Origin of the sequence: Bacillus sp. SDLI1 (assembly GCF_001553895.1) — a bacterium.
GTDB classification, from domain to species: domain Bacteria; phylum Bacillota; class Bacilli; order Bacillales; family Bacillaceae; genus Bacillus; species Bacillus siamensis.
The window spans coordinates 2,587,240-2,607,583 of sequence record NZ_CP013950.1; the positions used below are offsets into that span (position 1 = coordinate 2,587,240).

The following is a 20,344-nucleotide window of genomic DNA, read 5'->3' on the forward strand; positions in this document are numbered from 1 at the left end:
GGTGGAACAAGATGAACACCATGGACCGGCAAATTACGTTTTCTGCTCTTTCCTGTCTTCTCTCTTATCCTGATGAAGAATGGAGAGCCGAGCTTCCTGATTGGAAGTCTCTTATTCTTGAAATCAGCAGCCGGAAAATCAGGGAGAAGCTGCTGCACTTTTTGGAGGCGGCAGCCGGATTTTCTCCGGAAGCGCTGATTGAACACTATGTCTATACGTTCGATTTCGGGAAAAAAACGAATATGTACGTCACCTACTTTAACTCAGGCGAACAAAGGGAACGCGGCATTGAATTGCTGCATTTAAAAAACACCTACCAGCAATCCGGTTTCCTGCCGACAGAGAAAGAACTGCCTGATTACCTGCCGCTGATGCTGGAATTTGCGGCGGCTGCGGAGACTGAAGCGGCGAGAAGCGTGTTTGAGAAATATCTGTCCAATGTGAGAGAGCTGGCATCCCGACTCGAAAAAAATGACAGCATATACGCCGGGCTCTTGCATGCCCTGCTGGCCGCGCTGGACATTCTCGGCGTGCGGGAAAGCATTGAAGAAGGGACTGTTCAGGCATGAGCGAGCGGGTCCTGTGGGGGATTATGCCGTACATTGTATTGACGATCTTTATCGGCGGGCATATTTACCGCTATCAGCATGACCAGTTTGGCTGGACGGCGAAATCAAGCGAGCTGTTAGAAAAGAAAAAACTCGCGGCTGGCAGCACACTTTTTCATTGGGGCCTCGTGTGCGTTGTCGGCGGACATGTCATGGGAATTTTGATCCCGGAAGCCGTGTACGCTTCCATCGGCATTTCAGAGCATATGTATCACAAAATAGCGATCGGCGCTGGCTTGCCGGCGGGGATTGCGGCGTGTACCGGACTCGTGATCCTGACGTACAGAAGGCTGTTTGACAAAAGAATCCGCAAAACCAGCTCGCCATCGGATATCCTTACGCTCATCCTGCTGCTGTTTATGATGCTGTCGGGCGTTGCGGCCACGTTTCTCAACATTGATTCGAAAGGCTTTGATTACAGAGCGACAGTCGGGCCGTGGTTCAGGGAAATCGTTTTGTTCCGGCCTGACGCTTCTTTGATGGAGAGTGTCCCGCTATGGTTTAAGTTTCATATCATCATCGGGTATGTTGTTTTTATCCTCTGGCCGTTTACAAGATTGGTTCACGTGTTCAGCCTGCCGCTCAAGTATTTGACCCGCAGCTATGTTGTTTATCGGAAACGCTCATGAAAATCCCCTTTCCAAGAGGGGGATTTTTATGGTGAAAAAAATAAAAATATAAGATATTTTCTGCCAATGTAATGGCTGGGCGGCCGGGATTCCTGTTATGTTTGATGTGAAATACATGAACAAAAGGAGAGTGAAGAATGAAGCGGGTTTTCTTCATTGTAGCTGCTTGTCTCATCACCAGCGCCGGCGTCCTGACACTCAGACATTCTCATATATTAACCGGCGGCACGGCCGGACTGTCACTAAGCCTGTCATATTTGTTTCCATCCTCGTTTGCCGTTATCTTCTTTCTGATTAATATCCCGTTTTATATATTTTCCCTCATCAGAATGGGCATCAAATTCACTCTATCTACCGTTTTTGCAGTCACAGTGCTGACTATGTTTACAGGCGCAGATCACTGGCTGCCGCCGTTCTCTGTTTCACCGCTTGCCGGGGCGATTTGCGGCGGATCGCTGATCGGGTTCGGCCTGTCGCTCATGTTTTACCATCAGGCATCGCTCGGCGGCGCCAATATCCTCGCTTTATTTCTGCAAAAGCGCTGCGGATGGAATCCGGGTGCGGTTAATTTCCTTTTCGATTTTGGCGTAGTGCTGGCCGGCATTTTTTCCGTCGGATTGCAAAGAGGAATCTTCTCCTTAGTGTCGATTGCGGTCACGGGCCTGATCATCGGCATTTTTAAAAATAAAATCAAAAACAGCAGCTCCCTCAAGCCGGTTTTGCTTCATAACCTCACGCCGGGGCAATCACAGGAAGCCTCATCGTAAGCCTTTCCGCTCGTTCGGAGAGGCTTTTCATATGTTTACAGGCCGGAAAACAGAGGGTATACAGAGATATCGGATCAGATGGGGGAGAGTCGGGATGCTGAAAAGGAGACTGGAATTTTGCTTTTTATATATGATGCTTATCGGAGCATATGTCATATGGTTTTTTCCGGTCTCCAGGCTTGAGTTTTACGGCGGATTGCTTTGCTATGCAAGTATTATTTTGTTCAGCATCTATTCGTTAATTCTTGAAAACCGCACCTCGCAGCATACGCTGTTATGGATTCACATTCTTGTGTTTTTTCCGATCGCCGGGTACTTATTTTACCTTTTTTCCGGCCAGCTTTATGAAAAAGGCAAGCTGTTCAGGTCGAAACGGACATATAACCGGGAAAAGCTGAGGACGATATTTGATATGGAGCAAACTCCTGACTTGTCCGGATTGAAAGGAAATCAAAAACGTTTCTTTCAGTATTCAATCAAAGCGGCCCATATGAATATCAATACAAAAAGCAGGCTGACGGTGCTCAAAAACGGGGATGAAACATTCCCTGAGCTGTTTGAGGCGCTTCGGGCGGCAACGTCATTTATACATATTGAATATTACATGTTCAAATCAGACATGCTCGGGCACAAGATGATGGAGATTATGATGGAAAAAGCCCGTGAAGGCGTGGAAGTGCGGTTTTTGTTCGACGCGGCCGGCAGCTTGAAGCTGGCCGGAAAAGACATTAAAAAACTGAAACATGCGGGCGTGAATATCGTCCCGTTTCTGCCGCTGAAATACGGCTTTTTCAACCAGAAATTCAACTTCCGAAATCACCGCAAGATCGTGATCGTTGACGGGAAAACCGGTTTTGTCGGCGGGCTGAATGTCGGCAAGGAATATATCAGCAAAGACCGTAATGTCGGTTTTTGGCGTGACACCCATATGAAAGTCGAAGGAGAGATTGTTCAGACGCTCCACAGCATTTTTATGCTTGATTGGGAATACGTTTCGGATGAGGTGCTTATTGATCAGAAAGCATACAGCCGCCCGGTCCCTGCAGAAAGCGGCGGCATCTATCAAGTCGTTCCGACAGGCCCTGATATGAAGGAGAGGATGAGCGATCTGTATTATGCCATGATTGCGGCAGCCGAATCGTCTGTATGGATTGCGACGCCTTATTTCGTGCCGAATGAGCCGATCCGCACAGCGTTAAAGGAGGCAGCTGCCAGAGGCGTAGAGGTGCGTGTTATGGTGCCGGAAACCAATGACGGGTTTTTAACCCAGTACGCGACGAGATCGTATTTCCCCGAGCTTCTTCGCGAAGGAATCGAAGTCTATTCCTATCAAAAAGGCTTTATGCATCAAAAGGTGCTCATCACTGACGGAAACCTCGCTTCTGTCGGGACGGCGAATATGGACATGAGAAGCTTTCAGCTGAACTTTGAAGTCAATGTCTTTTTTACAGATCAGGCTGCGATCAAAGATCTTGAAGCACATTATCTGGAAGATATGAAGGAATCTGAGAAGATCAGCCCCGTCCGTTTCTATAAGCGCACATTATGGGAAAGAACGAAGGAATCCTTTGCACGGTTATTTTCAGGCGTTTTATAAAAAGCGCTTTAAAAACGCCTTGTGTATAGTATAATTGAGAAATATTATCATTAAGAACGAGGCACAAGGAGGACGGAATCGTGCTGCGACAATTTTTTTCTTACTATAAACCGTACAAAAAGCTGTTTTTTCTCGACTTCTTTTCTGCCATTGCCGGCGGATTGATGGAGCTGAGTTTTCCTCTGATTGTCAATTACTTTATCGATACATTGCTCCCGGGCCGGGATTGGAGTCTGATTATTTTGACTTCCGCTGCTTTATTCGGGGTCTACGCCCTCAGCTCGGCACTTCAGTATGTTGTGACGTATTGGGGCCATATGCTCGGCATTAACATTGAAACCGATATGCGGAAAAAGCTTTTTGACCATCTGCAAAAGCTTTCCTTCAAATTTTACGATAACAACAAAACGGGCAGTTTAATGTCCAAGCTCACCAATGATTTGATGTATATCGGAGAAACCGCCCACCACGGGCCCGAAGATCTGTTTATCGCCATCATGACGATTTTGGGCGCGTTCGGCGTCATGCTGTTCATTAACTGGCAGCTCGCGCTGTTGACCTTTATCATCATGCCGGTCGTCATTTGGCTCGCTCTGTATTTCAATAAAAAAATGACCTCTGCATTTACAAAACTGAACAAAGACGTCGGGGATTTCAGCGCGAGGGTCGAAAACAATATCGGCGGCATCCGCCTTGTCCAGGCTTTCAGTAATGAAGCGTTTGAACAGCAGCGGTTTGACGTGAACAATCAGCGGTTCCGCAAAACAAAACTGACGTCATATAAAATCATGGCGAAAAACGGCTCAATCAGTTACATGCTGACAAGATTCGTCACGCTGTTCGTCCTGTTGTGCGGCACATGGTTTGTCATCCGCGGATCATTATCCTACGGGGAATTCGTCGCTTTCGTGCTGCTGACGAACGTTCTCTTCCGTCCGATTGATAAAATCAACGCGATTATTGAAATGTACCCGCGAGGCATTGCCGGTTTTAAAAGCTTTATGGAAATCCTGGAAACGGAGCCTGACATCAAGGATGCCCCGAATGCGAAACATGTGTCCGGTTTAAAAGGGAATATCCGCTATGATCATGTGTCATTCGGCTATGAAGAAAACAATCCGGTGCTGTCCGGCATTAATTTGTCCATTCAAGCGGGGGAGACGGTCGCATTTGTCGGGCCTTCGGGAGCGGGGAAATCAACGCTGACAAGTCTGCTGCCGCGTTTTTATGAACCGTCTGAAGGCGCGATATCCATAGACGGAATTGATATTAAAGACATGACGCTGTCATCTCTGCGCGGACAAATCGGCGTCGTCCAGCAGGATGTTTTTCTGTTTTCCGGCACATTGCGGGAGAACATTGCTTACGGCCGGCTGGACGCGTCCGAGGAAGAAATCTGGCAGGCCGTCCGCCAGGCGCATTTAGAGGATTTGGTAAACGGGTATCCTGCCGGTTTAGATACGGTGATCGGCGAACGCGGAGTGAAGCTGTCAGGCGGACAGAAGCAGCGGCTTTCCATCGCCAGAATGTTTTTGAAAAACCCGCCGATCTTAATTTTGGATGAGGCTACATCGGCTCTCGATACAGAGACGGAAGCTGCCATTCAAAAGTCTCTGCAGAAACTTTCTGAAGGCCGCACGACACTTGTGATCGCCCATCGGCTGGCTACGGTTAAGGATGCGGACCGGATCGTCGTCGTCACGAAAGAAGGCATCGCCGAACAAGGACACCACAAGGAACTGCTGGCATCCGGCGGCATGTACCAAAGACTCCATCAGGCGCAATTCGGCGAACTGATTCATTAATATAGAAAAAGGATAGACGAACGGGGGCCGAGGCGCCTCCTGTCTATCCTTTCTTATGTAGTCCGTATTTAATGGGCTTCTTTTTGCGCAGGTTCGATGATATGTTTGAAACGGTCAATGAGCTGCACCGCTTTCTTTCCTTCCACTACAATTAAATATTCTTGTTCTTTATGCGCCATTCTGAACGTTTCCAGTTCGATGATGTCTTTGATTTTGCACATCGTTTTTTTAGAGTAGATATACAGCTCGTGGCCTCCCGTGTGGCAAAGCTGATAAAGCTGAAGCATGTTTCGTAAAGTGAACTTTTTAGCGGCTATTTTCAAAGATGTTATATTTTTCATATGTATTCTCCTCCGTCTGATGATATGTTATTTCGGACATTCCCCATATAAACCGGTGATAAACCTGGTTATGCTTTCCACCTCAGCACGCCGCCCGCCAGACGTTTGACTCCGCGGATAGCGCTTAATTCTTCGACGAGCCGAAGCAGCGCTCGGTCTTTCTCTTTCGCTTCAATCATAAAGTCGATGTCCGTCTCCCATTGTCTGAACCGCTCCAGCACCGGCAGAATAAAATTCGCATCCACATAGTCCGCATGACTGCGTACGGCTTTTTCTGATTTTGGCGAGGAGAGGTGGACCTTCGGCTTTAAGCCGATCCGCTGCCACGTTTTCATCATCCGCGGGAGAATGTCATCTAAATCAGCGTCATCGGTCGGATTGGCGTAAAAATGATGATAATCAAACACAAACGGAATGCCCTCTTGTTCACATACACTGAGTGTTTCTTCAGATGTATACGTTTTATCATCGTTTTCCAAAGTCATCCGCTGTTTGATGACATCGGGGAGTTCTTTCAGATTCATGCCGAAACGGTCAAGCGCGCTTTGTTTGTCGCCATAAGCGCCTCCGATATGAATGTTAATGACGGAGCGGTCCGCGATGCCCATGGCGTCCAGCATGTCATAATGATAGGCCATATCCTTGACCGCATTAGCGGTAATTTCCCGCTTCGGGCTTGTGAAAAGGGTGAATTGGTTCGGGTGAAAGCTCGTTCTGAGATCATATTTTCTGACCAGCCCGCCGATCTCACGGAACTCCTGGCGAAACGGCGTGACAAAATCCCACAGTACATCCGGGTGCGTGGCGAGCGGCACAATCGAGCTTGAGAACCTGTACAAAGGGATGCCGTGTCCGACCGCATAGTGGAGGGTGCGCAGCGTATTGGTAAGATTTGCTTTCGTCACAGAAAGCAGGGCCTCTTTCCGCTCGCCGGGTGAAAGTTTTGTATAGCGCGCATATGTTAAGGTTTTGGCGGGGGATGCGTCCCAAAGGCACATGGCGTTTGAAACGAAACCGAATCTGAACAGCATATGGTTTCTCCTTTATAAAAAATAAGATATGGCTTTTCCCAGCCATGCTGCAGGAAGCTGTCTGACGGAGCGCTGTTTCACTTTTTCTAATGTGAGAAGCTCGGATTTTTCGATGTCCTGCTTTATGGTTGAGAGCACTTCTTCCGTAAAGGCCTCATCATTAATGATGACATTCACTTCTTCATTCAAGAACAGGCTCCGTTTATCAAAATTCGGCGTACCGATAATGCTGATGCGGTCGTCTATAATGAAGGCTTTGACGTGATAAAAGCCTTGATAATACCGGTAGATGAGACAGCCGGCTTTCAAAAGCTCGGGATAATAGGTAAACGCCGTTTCCCGAACGAGCGGATGGTCTGACTTCATCGGCACGATCAAAGTGACTTTGACGCCTTTTCGGCAGGCTGCAATAAGCGCTGCCTGAAGCCTTTTGCTCGGTACATAATAAGGCGTGCCGATCACGATGTTTTTTTCTGCTTTAAGGATGCAGGTTTCATAATGCGATTCAAGCGAAAAACCGTCCGACGCATATGTCCTATGAGAGATATTCCCTTCCGGCAACGGCGGATAAACCTCGGGTGACTCGGGTGTTTTTCCGGTGTTTCGTTTCAGGTCGCTTAAAAAAAGAGTCTGGAGATCCGCCGTGCCTTCGCCGGTCATCCGCAGATGATAATCCTCCCAGTTTCCGAACTTCGCTTTTTTGCCGAGATACTCTTCCGCGATGTTGAATCCGCCTACATAGCCGATTTTGCCGTCAATGACGGTTATTTTCCGGTGATTCCGTTTTTGCAGCTTGAAAAAAAGAAACGGAAATCCGGGTTTGTTCAGAAAATGAACGTGAACGCCGGCTTTTTCCATCGTTTGAATAGAAGGCTTTTTCACTTGGCGGCTGCCCGCCCAATCAAGCAGCAGATATACGGAGACGCCGGCCTGCGCCTTTTCTTTCAATAAATGAAACATATCATGGCAGACTTGGTCGTTCTTCATAATAAAAAACATCATATGAATAGAAGAGACGGCTTGGCGGATATCGGCCGTCATTTGCTGCACCAGCTCGCCGCCGCAGTGAATGAGTCTGATATCACTCTTTTTCGGATCAAAAACGGGCTCATACGCCTGTTTTTTGTACGCCGCCCGGCCAAGCAGCATATCAAGCAGCATAAGTGCGATTAATATGATAAAAATGACAAGCAATACAACAAAGATCTTCATATCGACACTCCTTTCCTAAGTATCCATAGTGTGCCCTGAGAATGCGAATTTAACCATTGACTGAACACTCATTCATTATTTATGATAAAGTAAAGATATGACAATGAAGAGGGGAATCAGAACAAAGGGGGAGACAAGATGAACGCTTTTCTCATGGTAAACGCGCTGCTGTTCTTAGCTGTAACCGCTTACGCCGTTTATTTATTCGTTTACCTGATCAGAACGAGGATCGCTTATATTAAGCTCGGCCAAAGGGAAGAATTTGATAAACGCCTGAAAGAACGTCTGCAAAAGATATGGGTGAATGTGTTCGGACAGAAAAAATTGCTGAAAGATAAAAAAAGCGGAATCATCCACGTTCTGTTTTTTTACGGATTTATACTCGTTCAGTTCGGCGCAATTGATTTTATTCTGAAAGGGCTGCTTCCCGATCGGCATTTGCCGTTCGGCCCGCTTTATCCGGCGTTTACCTTTTTTCAGGAAATCGTCACGTTTCTTATTTTAATTGCCGTGGTTTGGGCGTTTTACCGGCGCTACATTGAAAAACTCGTCAGACTGAAACGCGGGTTTAAAGCGGGGCTTGTCCTGCTGTTCATCGGAGGACTGATGGTGACGGTGCTTCTCGGGAACGCCATGAACCTTTTATGGCACGATCATTCTTTGTCCTGGACGGAGCCGATCGCTTCCTCCATTGCGTTTGTGCTCGGCGGTCTTTCAGCACCGGCCGCAGCCGCCGTGTTTTATGTTTCATGGTGGCTTCATCTGTTGTTTTTGCTCAGCTTTTTAGTGTACGTGCCGCAATCAAAGCATGCACACTTAATTGCGGGTCCGGCAAATGTGTTCCTCACCAGGCTGAATTCAAAAGGAAAACTGGAAAAAATTGATTTCACCGATGAAACGAAAGAAAGCTACGGTGCCGGAAAGATTGAAGACTTCCGCCGCTCCCAGCTTGTCGATCTTTACGCCTGCGTCGAATGCGGCCGCTGTACAAATATGTGTCCTGCTTCCGGTACGGGCAAAATGCTTTCACCGATGGATCTCATCTTAAAGCTGAGAGACCACCTGACGGAAAAGGGAGCTGCCGTGACATCAAAATCTCCGTGGGTGCCCGCGCCCGTTTTTCAGCATACGAAGGCGAATCAGCTCGCCGCGGCTTCCTCAGGGGGAGGCTCGCGTGAAGCGGCGGCAGCCATTGACTACAACCCGAGCTTAATCGGCGAGGTCATTACGGAGGAGGAAATCTGGGCGTGCACCACATGCCGCAACTGTGAAGATCAATGTCCGGTCATGAATGAACACGTTGATAAAATTATCGATCTGCGCCGCTATCTTGTGCTTACGGAAGGGAAGATGGACAGCGACGCGCAGCGGGCCATGACAAGCATTGAAAGACAGGGAAACCCGTGGGGCTTAAACCGGAAAGAGCGGGAAAACTGGCGGGAGCAGACGGATACAGAGATTCCAACGGTGAAAGAAATGAAAAAACAAGAGAAAGAGTTTGATTATTTGTTTTGGGTCGGTTCAATGGGTTCCTATGACAACAGAAGCCAAAAGATCGCCGTCTCATTTGCAAAACTGCTCAATGAAGCGGGCGTATCCTTTGCGATACTCGGCAATAAAGAAAAAAACTCTGGCGATACGCCGCGCCGTTTAGGCAACGAGTTTCTGTTCCAAGAGCTGGCGGAACACAACATCGGCGAATTTGAAAAACACGGGATCAAAAAAATCGTCACGATTGATCCGCACGCCTATAATATGTTCAAAAATGAATATCCGGATTTCGGATTCCAGGCTGAAGTCTATCATCATACTGAATTATTAGCCGAGCTGGTGTCGCAGGGGAAACTAAAACCGCTTCATCCGGTGAATGAAACGATTACCTTCCATGACTCGTGCTATTTAGGCAGATACAATGAAGTGTATGAGCCGCCGAGAGCGATCTTAAAAGCCATCCCGGGCGTTCAATTGAAAGAAATGGAGCGCAGCCGCGAAAACGGAATGTGCTGCGGCGCCGGGGGAGGCCTCATGTGGATGGAAGAAGAAACGGGAGTGAGAATCAACACGGCCCGGACTGAGCAGGCGCTTTCTGTCAGCCCGACGGTCATCAGCTCCGGCTGCCCTTACTGCCTGACCATGCTCGGTGACGGTACAAAAGCGAAAGATGCCGAAGACGCGATCGGCACTTATGATGTCAGTGAATTACTCGCCATGTCTGTATTCGGTACGGAAAAACAAGAGTCTTTATAGAGAGAAGCAGGCCGCCCGCGCATATGCCGGCGGCTTTGTTTTCGCGCATCGGCCGAATTATGAAGGGACGCCTCTAAAATTTCTTAAATTACACTGTTAAGGGTAGCATATTCTGTTTTAATTTGTTTATAATGAGAGGTATGGTTTATGAACAAAACAATACAAAATCGTTCTTATTATAGGATAGAAACAGATACATATAAGTAATAGAAAGGGAGTGTCCGACCTTGAGTATCAAACAATATTCTCAGGAACAGCTGAAGCAGATGGCTTTAGTTGAAATCGCTCACGAAATTTTCTCAGAACATAAAAAACCGGTTCCGTTCCAGGAGCTGCTGAATGAAATTACCTCCTTGCTCGGTGTTAAGAAAGAGGAACTGGGTGACCGCATCGCCCAATTTTATACCGACCTCAACATTGACGGCCGCTTTATTGCTCTGTCAGATCAGACTTGGGGGCTTCGCAGCTGGTATCCGTACGATCAGCTGGACGAAGAAACACAGCCGACTGTAAAAGCGAAAAAGAAAAAAGCGAAAAAAGCCGTTGAAGAAGATCTTGATCTTGACGAATTCGAGGAAGTTGATGAAGATGACATCGATCTCGATGAAATTGAAGAAGATCTTGACCTTGAAGCAGACAGCTTTGACGACGAAGATATCGACGATGAAGAAGATGACGACGATCTTGAGATCGAAGAGGATATGATTGAAGAAGATGAGGATGAAGACGAGGATCAAAAACGCTGATTTCATAGCAGCAAAACGATCTTGACTTTCATTGTCGAACTATGTAGTATGTATTTTGGGCTCTTCAAAAAGAAGAGAATTCATAAGAGTGCTACGCTCCCTTTCAAGAAATTGAAAGGGAGCTTTCTTATTTTCATCTCCCAAATTCTTTTAAACATCATTTGTTTTTAGTGAAATGATTTTTTATAAAACGGCACATTTTAAAGAATGTAGCGCAGACCGAAGAGAGGAGCAAACGAAATGACGAAGTATATTTTTGTAACCGGGGGAGTTGTATCTTCACTCGGAAAAGGAATTGTGGCAGCATCACTGGGCCGCCTGTTGAAAAACAGAGGCATGAGCGTCACCATCCAAAAATTTGACCCTTATATCAACGTTGACCCGGGAACGATGAGCCCGTACCAGCACGGTGAGGTGTTCGTAACCGATGACGGCGCCGAGACTGATCTTGACTTAGGGCACTACGAGCGTTTCATTGACATTAATCTGAACAGATTCAGCAACGTGACGACCGGTAAAATCTATTCTGCTGTATTGAAGAAAGAACGCCGCGGGGACTACCTCGGGGGAACGGTTCAGGTCATTCCGCATATCACAAATGAACTGAAAGACCGTGTTTACCGCGCCGGCAAAGAAACAAATGCAGATGTAGTCATTACTGAGATCGGCGGAACCGTGGGAGATATCGAATCCCTTCCGTTCCTTGAAGCCATCCGTCAAATGAAAAGCGACATCGGCCATGAAAACGTGATGTACATTCACTGTACGCTTGTTCCGTACATCAAAGCGGCGGGCGAGCTGAAAACAAAACCGACGCAGCACAGCGTAAAAGAGCTGAGAAGCCTCGGCATTCAGCCTAATATCATCGTCGTGCGCACAGAAATGCCGATTTCTCAAGATATGAAAGATAAAATCGCCCTCTTCTGCGATATTGACACGAAAGCGGTTATTGAATGTGAAGATGCGGACAACCTTTACTCCATCCCGCTTAACCTTCAGGAGCAGGGACTCGATAAGCTTGTCTGCGATCATATGAAATTAGAGTGCAAAGATCCGGATATGACGGAATGGAAAGACCTTGTCAAAAGAGTGAAAAACTTGTCTAAAACCATTACAATCAGCCTCGTCGGAAAATACGTCGAGCTTCAGGACGCTTACATTTCAGTTGTTGAATCACTGCGCCACGCGGGCTATGCGTTTGACGCTGATGTGAAGATCAAATGGATTAACGCCGAAGAAGTGACAGAAAGCAATATTCAAGAGCTCACTGAAGGCACAGACGGAATCATCGTGCCCGGCGGTTTCGGAGACCGCGGTGTAGAAGGGAAAATCATCGCCGCCAAGTACGCGCGTGAAAATAAAATTCCGTTCTTCGGCATCTGCCTCGGTATGCAGATTGCATCCATTGAATATGCGCGAAACGTATTAGGTCTGGAAGGGGCTCACTCTGCGGAGATCGATCCGTCCACTCCTTATCCGATCATCGACCTTCTTCCTGAACAAAAAGATGTCGAGGATCTTGGAGGAACGCTTCGTCTCGGACTGTACCCTTGTAAGCTTCAGGAAGACACGAAAGCTTTCGAAGCGTATGCGGATGAAGTGGTATACGAACGCCACCGCCACCGTTATGAATTCAACAATGAATACAGACAGAAAATGGAAGAGAACGGTTTTGTGTTCTCAGGCACAAGCCCTGACGGCCGCCTTGTGGAAATTATCGAGCTGAAAGACCATCCTTGGTATGTCGCTTGCCAATTCCACCCTGAGTTCAAATCAAGACCGACAAGACCTCAGCCTTTATTCAAAGACTTTATCGGCGCTTCCGTACAAGCTGCCGAACAGAAGTAATAAAAAAAGACTTGCCTCCGTTAAAAGCGGCAAGTCTTTTTTCTTCATCAGTCATATTCCTGCACCATTTCCTTTAATGTAAAGGACAGTGCGTGATAGACATACAGGCCTGTCATTAATGAAGGAAAGCCGTATCTTGTTCCGTCTTCATCGGGCAGAAGCGGCATTTTTAATTTGCTGTCAATATGAACATCACAAAATGCCTCAATCCCGGTTTGATCCTTAATGACGGGGGACACGCAGACGAGGCCGATCCCTTTTTCATAAAGCTTTTTTGCCAGCGCCTGTTCTTCAGCCGTACCCGGGCCTGAACAGAACATCAGCACCCTGTCGCTTACTGTAATCGAATCAGCTGTATCCGGAAACGCCTTGACCGAAGGCATCGGTTCAGAGCCGAGTTCCGCCTCGCACAAAATGCCCTGCATCTCATTTGCGCCGTATAAATAGATGGAATGGCCGCTGACGGCAGCCTGAGCCAGCAGCCGCGCGCCGTCTTCTATTGCTTCGGATTCCTTATCCTGAATGCGGGAAAAAATGCCTGCAAGCTGCGTCGTAAAGATCTTTAACATGAGTGAAACCTCCTTTACACTTACAAGAACAGTATACAACAAAAGAGAAAATGCTCAGAAAATGTCGGAAAGTAGACTATTATAATTAAAGGAAATGTGAAAATCAAACAGAATACATAAACAACTGCTTCCTTTTGACGAAAATGATAATATTGGGGTGTAAAATGATGAATGAAAAGATTTTAATCGTAGATGACCAATACGGTATACGTATATTGCTCAATGAAGTGTTTCATAAAGAAGGGTACCAGACGTTTCAGGCCGCCAACGGCATACAGGCGCTGGACATCGTAACAAAAGAACGGCCCGATCTTGTGCTTTTAGATATGAAAATCCCCGGCATGGACGGAATCGAAATTCTCAAACGCATGAAAATGATCGACGACTCCATCCGCGTCATTATTATGACCGCTTACGGAGAACTCGATATGATTAAGGAATCAAAAGAGCTCGGAGCGCTGACTCATTTTGCCAAACCTTTCGACATTGACGAGATCAGAGACGCGGTGAAAAAATATTTACCTCTAAAATCGAATTAATAAAATTAGAAACAATTATGTCATTGTGTTGCCGATTTGTCGAAAAGTTGGTATCCTAGAGATGGAGAAAAAGCGATCTGTTGTTTTACATATGACAGGTTTTTATGGTCATGCTATAGGGTGGAAAGCTTTTTTCGAGAAAGCAAATCAGGCTACATAAGGAGGACTTTCGACATGCCTTTAGTTTCAATGACGGAAATGTTGAATACAGCTAAAGAAAAAGGATATGCTGTTGGACAATTTAACCTAAATAACCTTGAGTTCACTCAAGCTATTTTACAAGCAGCAGAAGAGGAAAAATCCCCGGTTATTCTTGGTGTTTCAGAAGGCGCGGGACGCTACATGGGCGGCTTCAAAACGGTCGTTGCCATGGTTAAAGCTCTTATGGAAGAATACAAAGTGACAGTTCCTGTTGCCATTCACTTAGACCACGGTTCAAGCTTTGAATCTTGTGCGAAAGCGATTCATGCAGGCTTCACTTCTGTAATGATCGACGCATCTCACCATCCGTTTGAGGAAAACGTAGCAACTACAGCTAAAGTGGTTGAGCTTGCTCATTTCCACGGCGTTTCAGTTGAAGCTGAGCTCGGAACTGTCGGCGGACAGGAAGATGACGTTATCGCTGAAGGCGTAATCTATGCTGACCCTAAAGAGTGTCAAGAACTTGTAGAGCGTACTGGCATCGACTGCCTTGCACCTGCATTAGGTTCTGTTCACGGCCCTTACAAAGGCGAACCGAACCTCGGTTTCAAAGAAATGGAAGACATCGGCAAATCAACCGGCCTTCCGTTAGTACTTCACGGCGGTACAGGAATTCCGACTGCCGACATTAAAAAATCAATCTCACTTGGTACGGCTAAAATCAACGTAAACACTGAAAACCAAATTTCTTCTGCAAAAGCTGTCCGCGAAACATTGGCAGCTAAGCCGAACGAATATGATCCTCGTAAATATCTTGGACCTGCTCGTGAAGCGATCAAAGAAACGGTTATCGGCAAAATGCGTGAGTTCGGTTCTTCAAACCAAGCTTAATCCAGTGTAACATCCATAAACCGCCTGACAGCATTGACAGGCGGTTTTATGTCTTACCTTTAGAAAGCGCAATCATGTTTTACAGTTCTGAAAATTGATTACTGGGGAGGCTTTCCTTATGTTATTTTTCATTGATACAGCAAACATTGACGAGATTAAAGAAGCTTATGAACTTGGCGTTCTCGCCGGAGTGACGACAAACCCTAGTTTAGTAGCAAAAGAAGCTGACGTGACTTTCCATGACAGACTTCGTGAGATTACGGAAGTCGTGAGCGGATCAGTAAGCGCAGAAGTCATTTCCCTGAATGCTGAAGAAATGATTGAAGAAGGTAAAGAACTTGCGAAAATTGCGCCGAATATCACGGTGAAAATCCCGATGACGTCTGAAGGGTTAAAAGCCGTAAAAGCGCTGAGCGACCTGAACATAAAAACAAACGTAACGCTCATCTTCAGCGCCAACCAGGCGCTTTTAGCCGCAAGAGCCGGAGCGACTTATGTATCTCCGTTCTTAGGCCGCCTGGATGATATCGGCCATAACGGCCTTGACCTGATTTCAGAAGTAAGACAGATTTTTGACCTTCATGACATTGATACACAAATCATCGCAGCTTCCATCCGTCATGCGCAGCACGTGACTGAAGCGGCTTTGCGCGGTGCACATATCGGTACGATGCCGCTGAAAGTCATTCACCAGCTGACAAAACATCCGTTAACGGATAAAGGCATTGAGCAATTTTTGGCAGACTGGAATAAATAAGGGTGTAATGGGCGGCAAACCGGTTGCATCCGTTTGCCGCACCCTTATGTTTTCCTGTTTGACGGCGGGCCTTCATATCAAAGTTCCCCGGAATGTGAACCCGGCGGGTCTCTGTGCATCCTGTGTTAAAAATGCCCCGTAAAGCTTCGCTATTTTCTTCCTGTTATTTTATAATGTCCTTGTATTCTTTCTCTTCGAATTGGCTACATTTTGGACAAGAGCTTTATTTGCAGAGACAGAATAAAATGCCATTTTATTTATGCTCCGCAGCTATCTTCTTATGGAAGGAGACTATCATGGAAAAGTTGAATATTGCCGGCGGCGATCCGTTAAACGGAACCGTACATATCAGCGGTGCGAAAAACAGCGCCGTCGCATTGATACCCGCAACCATTCTGGCAAATTCCGAAGTAACGATCGAAGGGCTTCCGGAGATCTCAGATATTGAAACGCTGCGTGACCTGCTGAAAGAAATCGGCGGAAACGTCCATTTTGAAAAAGGAGAAATGGTCGTGGATCCTTCACCGATGATCAGCATGCCGCTTCCCAACGGCAAAGTGAAAAAGCTCCGCGCTTCTTATTATTTAATGGGCGCGATGCTCGGCCGCTTTAAACAGGCGGTCATCGGACTGCCGGGCGGGTGCCATCTCGGGCCTCGACCGATTGACCAGCATATAAAAGGGTTTGAGGCGCTTGGGGCTGAAGTCACCAATGAACAAGGCGCGATTTATCTGCGCGCCGAAAGGCTGAGAGGCGCACGGATTTATTTAGACGTCGTCAGCGTCGGGGCGACGATCAATATCATGCTTGCCGCTGTGCTCGCTGAAGGAAAAACCGTGATAGAAAACGCCGCCAAGGAACCTGAGATTATTGATGTTGCCACACTGCTCACCAGCATGGGCGCAAAGATAAAAGGCGCGGGAACCAATGTGATCAGAATCGACGGCGTGAAAGAGCTGCACGGATGCAGGCACACCATCATCCCGGACAGAATTGAGGCGGGCACCTTTATGATTGCCGGCGCCGCGATGGGGAAAGAAGTCATTATTGATAATGTCATACCGACTCACCTGGAGTCATTAACGTCAAAGCTCAGGGAAATGGGTTTTCACATCGAGACGAGTGACGACCAGCTTCTCATGCTCGGCGGGCAGAAGCAGATAAAACCGGTTGACGTGAAAACGCTTGTTTACCCGGGATTCCCGACTGACCTTCAGCAGCCGATGACGTCTCTGTTAACGAGAGCGGGCGGCACGAGTGTCGTGACTGACACCATCTACTCGGCCAGATTTAAGCATATTGATGAGCTGAGACGGATGGGAGCCAACATGAAAGTGGAAGGCAGGTCGGCGATTATCACCGGTCCGGCCGAGCTGCAGGGCGCAAAAGTAAAGGCGAGCGATCTGCGTGCAGGCGCTTGTCTGGTCGTAGCAGGGCTGATGGCCGACGGCGTAACCGAAATTACCGGTCTTGAGCATTTGGACCGCGGCTACAGCAATCTTGAGAAAAAACTCGAAGGTCTGGGCGCCACAATCTGGCGGCAGAGGCTGACGGACGAAGAGATAGAACAGCTCCAAAATTCATAGAAATGCGGACTTTTGAGAGGAGATCGTGTTGAAATGGAAAGAAGCTTATCAATGGAATTGGTTCGGGTTACTGAAGCGGCGGCTTTAGCATCTGCCAGATGGATGGGCCGCGGGAAAAAGGATGAAGCCGATGATGCGGCGACAAGCGCCATGCGTGACGTGTTTGACACAGTGCCAATGAAAGGCACGGTCGTTATCGGGGAAGGCGAGATGGACGAAGCGCCGATGCTTTACATCGGCGAAAAGCTCGGAAACGGATACGGCCCCCGCGTCGATGTCGCCGTCGATCCTCTTGAAGGCACTAACATCGTAGCCAGCGGCGGCTGGAATGCGCTGACGGTGATCGCGGTCGCTGACCATGGAACACTGCTGAACGCTCCTGATATGTATATGGAAAAAATCGCGGTCGGACCTGAAGCGGTAGGCTGCATCGACATCGAAGCTCCTGTCATTGATAACTTAAAAGCTGTTGCGAAAGCGAAAAACAAAGACATTGAAGATGTCGTGGCAACCATTTTATATCGCGACAGACATGAAAGAATCATCTCTGAATTGCGTGAGGCCGGCGCCAGAATCAAACTGATCAACGACGGTGATGTCGCGGGCGCCATCAATACGGCCTTTGACCATACGGGCGTAGACATTCTCTTCGGCTCAGGCGGGGCACCTGAAGGCGTCCTGTCTGCCGTTGCGTTAAAAGCGCTCGGCGGCGAAATCATCGGCAGGCTTCTGCCGCAAAGTGCGGAAGAGCAAGCCCGCTGTGAGCGGATGGGGCTCGATGTATCCAAAGTGCTCCGGATGGAGGACCTTGTGAGGGGGGACGACGCCATTTTTGCGGCAACGGGCGTAACGGACGGAGAGCTTTTGAAAGGCGTTCAGTTCAAAGGCACAGTCGGCACGACCGAAAGTCTGGTTATCCGGGCGAAATCAGGAACGGTCCGATTCGTTGACGGAAGACACAGCCTGAAGAAAAAACCAAATCTTGTGATCCGGCCATAGATAGAGAGAAAAGCGGGACTTTCCGTCCCGCTTTTCTTTTGCAAAAAAGAGTCAACCCTATCATTTATATGTCAAAGCATTATTTAAGTTGAATAATTTTTTAAAATGAGGTAAAAATAAAGAGTGCTGCGATTTTTCTGTGTCATTCCTTCTTTTGAGTACTGGGAAATTTCAAATTCTACCGCATACAGACGATATAAATATTGATCTTCTCAAGTTTTTGTCCTCGCTTCCTTCAAAACTCATTAAGACAATCCTTTTTAAAAAAAAGCGCCGATCATGGGTGGAAGTGTTACCGATAGAAGTTCCTGAATGTTTTATAAAAGAATGTGCTTTGGCGGAATCATGCAAAGCAGCCGATTTGAATGAAAACAGCAATACATTGACTATGAAAAGCGTGGTGTTTTTATGAAAGACGTATCTATTTCCTCTTTGGAAAATATGAAATTAAAAGAACTGTACGAACTGGCAAGACATTATAAAATCTCCTATTACAGCAAACTGACCAAAAAAGAATTAATCTTTGCCATACTGAAAGCCAACGCCGAGCAGGAGGATCTTCTGTTTATGGAAGGTGTGCTCGAAATCATCCAATCGGAAGGGTTCGGCTTCCTCAGACCGATTAATTACTCGCCAAGCTCAGAAGACATCTACATTTCTGCTTCCCAGATCCGCCGCTTTGATTTAAGAAACGGTGACAAAGTTTCCGGCAAGGTGCGCCCGCCGAAAGAGAACGAACGCTATTACGGACTTTTGCACGTTGAAGCGGTAAATGGCGATGATCCGGAATCCGCGAAGGAGCGCGTTCATTTTCCTGCGCTGACTCCGCTTTATCCCGACCGCCAAATGGTGCTTGAGACGAAACCGAATTATCTCTCAACACGAATTCTCGATATGATGGCTCCCGTCGGTTTCGGCCAGCGCGGTCTGATCGTGGCGCCGCCGAAAGCCGGTAAAACCATGCTGTTAAAAGAAATCGCTAACAGCATTACGACAAATCAGCCTGACGCTGAATTGATCGTGCTCTTAATTGATGAAAGACCGGAAGAAGTAACGGATATTGAACGTTCCGTAGCGGGCGATGTCGTCAGCTCCACGTTTGATGAAGTGCCGGAAAATCACATTAAGGTAGCGGAACTTGTGCTTGAACGGGCGATGCGTCTCGTTGAACACAAAAAAGACGTTATTATCCTGATGGACAGCATTACCCGCTTGGCACGCGCCTACAACCTCGTTATCCCGCCAAGCGGACGAACGCTTTCCGGCGGGATTGACCCGGCTGCATTCCATCGTCCGAAGCGCTTTTTCGGTGCCGCGAGAAACATTGAAGAGGGCGGCAGCCTGACCATTTTAGCGACGGCACTCGTAGACACGGGTTCCCGGATGGATGACGTCATCTATGAAGAATTTAAAGGAACGGGCAACATGGAGCTTCACCTTGACCGTTCTCTTGCGGAAAGACGGATTTTCCCGGCGATCGATATCCGCCGCTCCGGCACACGGAAAGAAGAGCTGCTCGTGCCGAAAGAGCATCTTGACCGTTTATGGGCGATCCGCAAGTCGATGTCTGATTCTCCTGACTTCGCAGAGAAGTTTATGAGAAAAATGAAAAAAACGAAAACGAATCAGGAGTTCTTCGATCTGATCAACCAAGAATGGAAGCAGGCGAACCTGTCATCATCAGCCCGCCGCTGATAAAAAATGTATTTGCAAATGCAGTAAATGACTGATATAATTCTCTCATATGCGTTCCGGATTCGCTCCGGAATAATAACTCTGTTTCCACACGGGATTCAGGGCGGAAGGAGATGGATACAATGAAAGCAGGAATTCATCCTAATTTCAAAAAAGCAACAGTTAAATGCGCTTGCGGAAATGAATTTGAAACAGGCTCAGTAAAAGAAGAGGTACGCGTTGAGATTTGCTCTGAATGCCACCCATTCTACACTGGACGTCAAAAATTCGCTTCTGCTGATGGTCGTGTTGATCGCTTTAACAAAAAATACGGTCTTAAGTAATAATAGATTTTAC

At 47.3% G+C, this 20,344-nt stretch carries 19 protein-coding genes and 1 pseudogene; 16 read left to right on the plus strand and 4 right to left on the minus strand.

All coding sequences use genetic code 11. From position 1 onward, the window contains the following. The first annotated feature begins 11 nt into the window (after positions 1 to 11). The 5 genes from narJ to AUL54_RS12450 all read left to right on the plus strand — a co-directional run bounded on the left by narJ (position 12) and on the right by AUL54_RS12450 (position 5,406). Positions 12 to 569, plus strand: coding sequence for a nitrate reductase molybdenum cofactor assembly chaperone (gene narJ, locus AUL54_RS12430; protein ID WP_060964032.1), 558 nt, complete (start codon positions 12 to 14; stop codon positions 567 to 569). Next, positions 566 to 1,237, plus strand: coding sequence for a respiratory nitrate reductase subunit gamma (gene narI, locus AUL54_RS12435; protein WP_060964033.1), 672 nt, complete (start codon positions 566 to 568; stop codon positions 1,235 to 1,237). The genes narJ and narI overlap by 4 nt, the downstream gene beginning before the upstream one ends. A gap of 137 nt (positions 1,238 to 1,374) precedes the next feature. Beyond that, positions 1,375 to 2,004, plus strand: a complete 630-nt coding sequence (locus AUL54_RS12440; protein ID WP_060964034.1) for a YitT family protein — start codon at positions 1,375 to 1,377, stop codon at positions 2,002 to 2,004. Between the two features lie 94 nt (positions 2,005 to 2,098). After that, complete coding sequence (cls, locus tag AUL54_RS12445) at positions 2,099 to 3,601, plus strand: cardiolipin synthase (RefSeq protein WP_060964035.1); 1,503 nt, start codon at positions 2,099 to 2,101, stop codon at positions 3,599 to 3,601. Between the two features lie 80 nt (positions 3,602 to 3,681). Then, on the plus strand, positions 3,682 to 5,406 hold the full coding sequence (locus tag AUL54_RS12450; RefSeq protein WP_060964036.1) for an ABC transporter ATP-binding protein: 1,725 nt from the start codon (positions 3,682 to 3,684) through the stop codon (positions 5,404 to 5,406). Positions 5,407 to 5,474: 68 nt separating this feature from the next. Here AUL54_RS12450 and AUL54_RS12455 read toward each other — a convergent pair whose 3' ends face one another. The 3 genes from AUL54_RS12455 to cls (AUL54_RS12465) form a co-directional block, all read right to left on the minus strand. Continuing rightward, positions 5,475 to 5,747, minus strand: a complete 273-nt coding sequence (locus AUL54_RS12455) for a hypothetical protein (RefSeq protein WP_007407620.1) — start codon at positions 5,745 to 5,747, stop codon at positions 5,475 to 5,477. Positions 5,748 to 5,815: 68 nt separating this feature from the next. Next, on the minus strand, positions 5,816 to 6,778 hold the full coding sequence (gene uvsE / locus AUL54_RS12460; RefSeq protein WP_060964037.1) for a UV DNA damage repair endonuclease UvsE: 963 nt from the start codon (positions 6,776 to 6,778) through the stop codon (positions 5,816 to 5,818). 12 nt (positions 6,779 to 6,790) lie between these two features. After that, on the minus strand, positions 6,791 to 7,990 hold the full coding sequence (gene cls, locus AUL54_RS12465; protein WP_060964038.1) for a cardiolipin synthase: 1,200 nt from the start codon (positions 7,988 to 7,990) through the stop codon (positions 6,791 to 6,793). Between the two features lie 138 nt (positions 7,991 to 8,128). Here cls (AUL54_RS12465) and AUL54_RS12470 point away from each other — a divergent pair, with 138 nt between their 5' ends. From AUL54_RS12470 to pyrG, 3 genes are all read left to right on the plus strand, one after another. Beyond that, positions 8,129 to 10,237 (plus strand): (Fe-S)-binding protein, encoded by a 2,109-nt coding sequence (locus AUL54_RS12470; protein WP_060964039.1) that lies wholly within the window; start codon positions 8,129 to 8,131, stop codon positions 10,235 to 10,237. Between the two features lie 227 nt (positions 10,238 to 10,464). Beyond that, positions 10,465 to 10,983, plus strand: a complete 519-nt coding sequence (gene rpoE, locus AUL54_RS12475) for a DNA-directed RNA polymerase subunit delta (RefSeq protein ID WP_060964040.1) — start codon at positions 10,465 to 10,467, stop codon at positions 10,981 to 10,983. Between the two features lie 240 nt (positions 10,984 to 11,223). Then, the gene (gene pyrG, locus AUL54_RS12480) at positions 11,224 to 12,831 is read left to right on the plus strand and encodes a glutamine hydrolyzing CTP synthase (RefSeq protein WP_060964041.1); all 1,608 of its coding nucleotides are present in this window, start codon (positions 11,224 to 11,226) and stop codon (positions 12,829 to 12,831) included. 47 nt (positions 12,832 to 12,878) lie between these two features. Here the strand turns inward: pyrG and AUL54_RS12485 are convergent, their stop codons facing one another. After that, a complete protein-coding gene (locus tag AUL54_RS12485; protein WP_060964042.1) occupies positions 12,879 to 13,400 on the minus strand; it encodes a DUF2529 domain-containing protein in 522 nt (173 codons plus the stop codon). A 164-nt stretch (positions 13,401 to 13,564) separates the two neighbouring features. Here AUL54_RS12485 and spo0F point away from each other — a divergent pair, with 164 nt between their 5' ends. From spo0F to rpmE, 8 genes and pseudogenes are all read left to right on the plus strand, one after another. Further along, complete coding sequence (spo0F, locus tag AUL54_RS12490) at positions 13,565 to 13,939, plus strand: sporulation initiation phosphotransferase Spo0F (RefSeq protein ID WP_101605357.1); 375 nt, start codon at positions 13,565 to 13,567, stop codon at positions 13,937 to 13,939. Positions 13,940 to 14,113: 174 nt separating this feature from the next. Continuing rightward, entirely contained in the window at positions 14,114 to 14,971 is an 858-nt protein-coding gene (locus AUL54_RS12495; RefSeq protein ID WP_003151102.1) for a class II fructose-bisphosphate aldolase, read from the plus strand. A 118-nt stretch (positions 14,972 to 15,089) separates the two neighbouring features. Beyond that, on the plus strand, positions 15,090 to 15,728 hold the full coding sequence (gene fsa, locus AUL54_RS12500; RefSeq protein WP_016937619.1) for a fructose-6-phosphate aldolase: 639 nt from the start codon (positions 15,090 to 15,092) through the stop codon (positions 15,726 to 15,728). Between the two features lie 296 nt (positions 15,729 to 16,024). Then, positions 16,025 to 17,314 (plus strand): UDP-N-acetylglucosamine 1-carboxyvinyltransferase, encoded by a 1,290-nt coding sequence (locus AUL54_RS12505; RefSeq protein WP_060964044.1) that lies wholly within the window; start codon positions 16,025 to 16,027, stop codon positions 17,312 to 17,314. A 33-nt stretch (positions 17,315 to 17,347) separates the two neighbouring features. Continuing rightward, positions 17,348 to 18,313 (plus strand): class II fructose-bisphosphatase, encoded by a 966-nt coding sequence (glpX, locus tag AUL54_RS12510; RefSeq protein WP_016937621.1) that lies wholly within the window; start codon positions 17,348 to 17,350, stop codon positions 18,311 to 18,313. 202 nt (positions 18,314 to 18,515) lie between these two features. Further along, positions 18,516 to 18,725 (plus strand): annotated as a pseudogene (locus AUL54_RS21965) (hypothetical protein). Next, positions 18,722 to 20,008 carry a transcription termination factor Rho gene (gene rho, locus AUL54_RS12520; protein ID WP_003151107.1) on the plus strand — a complete coding sequence of 429 codons (1,287 nt, stop codon included), beginning with the start codon at positions 18,722 to 18,724 and terminating at the stop codon, positions 20,006 to 20,008. The pseudogene AUL54_RS21965 and the gene rho overlap by 4 nt, the downstream one beginning before the upstream one ends. A gap of 122 nt (positions 20,009 to 20,130) precedes the next feature. Then, a complete protein-coding gene (gene rpmE, locus AUL54_RS12525; RefSeq protein ID WP_003151132.1) occupies positions 20,131 to 20,331 on the plus strand; it encodes a 50S ribosomal protein L31 in 201 nt (66 codons plus the stop codon). Positions 20,332 to 20,344 lie beyond the last annotated feature (13 nt).

Coding starts and splice junctions, on each gene's coding strand:
- uvsE (WP_060964037.1), bottom strand. CDS start 6,778: ATGCTGTTCAGATTCGGTTTCGTTTCAAACGCCATGTGCCTTTGGGAC.
- AUL54_RS12485 (WP_060964042.1), bottom strand. CDS start 13,400: ATGTTAAAGATCTTTACGACGCAGCTTGCAGGCATTTTTTCCCGCATT.
- rho (WP_003151107.1), top strand. CDS start 18,722: ATGAAAGACGTATCTATTTCCTCTTTGGAAAATATGAAATTAAAAGAA.
- cls (WP_060964038.1), bottom strand. CDS start 7,990: ATGAAGATCTTTGTTGTATTGCTTGTCATTTTTATCATATTAATCGCA.
- fsa (WP_016937619.1), top strand. CDS start 15,090: ATGTTATTTTTCATTGATACAGCAAACATTGACGAGATTAAAGAAGCT.
- pyrG (WP_060964041.1), top strand. CDS start 11,224: ATGACGAAGTATATTTTTGTAACCGGGGGAGTTGTATCTTCACTCGGA.
- glpX (WP_016937621.1), top strand. CDS start 17,348: ATGGAAAGAAGCTTATCAATGGAATTGGTTCGGGTTACTGAAGCGGCG.
- AUL54_RS12470 (WP_060964039.1), top strand. CDS start 8,129: ATGAACGCTTTTCTCATGGTAAACGCGCTGCTGTTCTTAGCTGTAACC.
- spo0F (WP_101605357.1), top strand. CDS start 13,565: ATGATGAATGAAAAGATTTTAATCGTAGATGACCAATACGGTATACGT.
- rpmE (WP_003151132.1), top strand. CDS start 20,131: ATGAAAGCAGGAATTCATCCTAATTTCAAAAAAGCAACAGTTAAATGC.
- AUL54_RS12440 (WP_060964034.1), top strand. CDS start 1,375: ATGAAGCGGGTTTTCTTCATTGTAGCTGCTTGTCTCATCACCAGCGCC.
- cls (WP_060964035.1), top strand. CDS start 2,099: ATGCTGAAAAGGAGACTGGAATTTTGCTTTTTATATATGATGCTTATC.
- AUL54_RS12455 (WP_007407620.1), bottom strand. CDS start 5,747: ATGAAAAATATAACATCTTTGAAAATAGCCGCTAAAAAGTTCACTTTA.
- AUL54_RS12505 (WP_060964044.1), top strand. CDS start 16,025: ATGGAAAAGTTGAATATTGCCGGCGGCGATCCGTTAAACGGAACCGTA.
- narI (WP_060964033.1), top strand. CDS start 566: ATGAGCGAGCGGGTCCTGTGGGGGATTATGCCGTACATTGTATTGACG.
- AUL54_RS12495 (WP_003151102.1), top strand. CDS start 14,114: ATGCCTTTAGTTTCAATGACGGAAATGTTGAATACAGCTAAAGAAAAA.
- narJ (WP_060964032.1), top strand. CDS start 12: ATGAACACCATGGACCGGCAAATTACGTTTTCTGCTCTTTCCTGTCTT.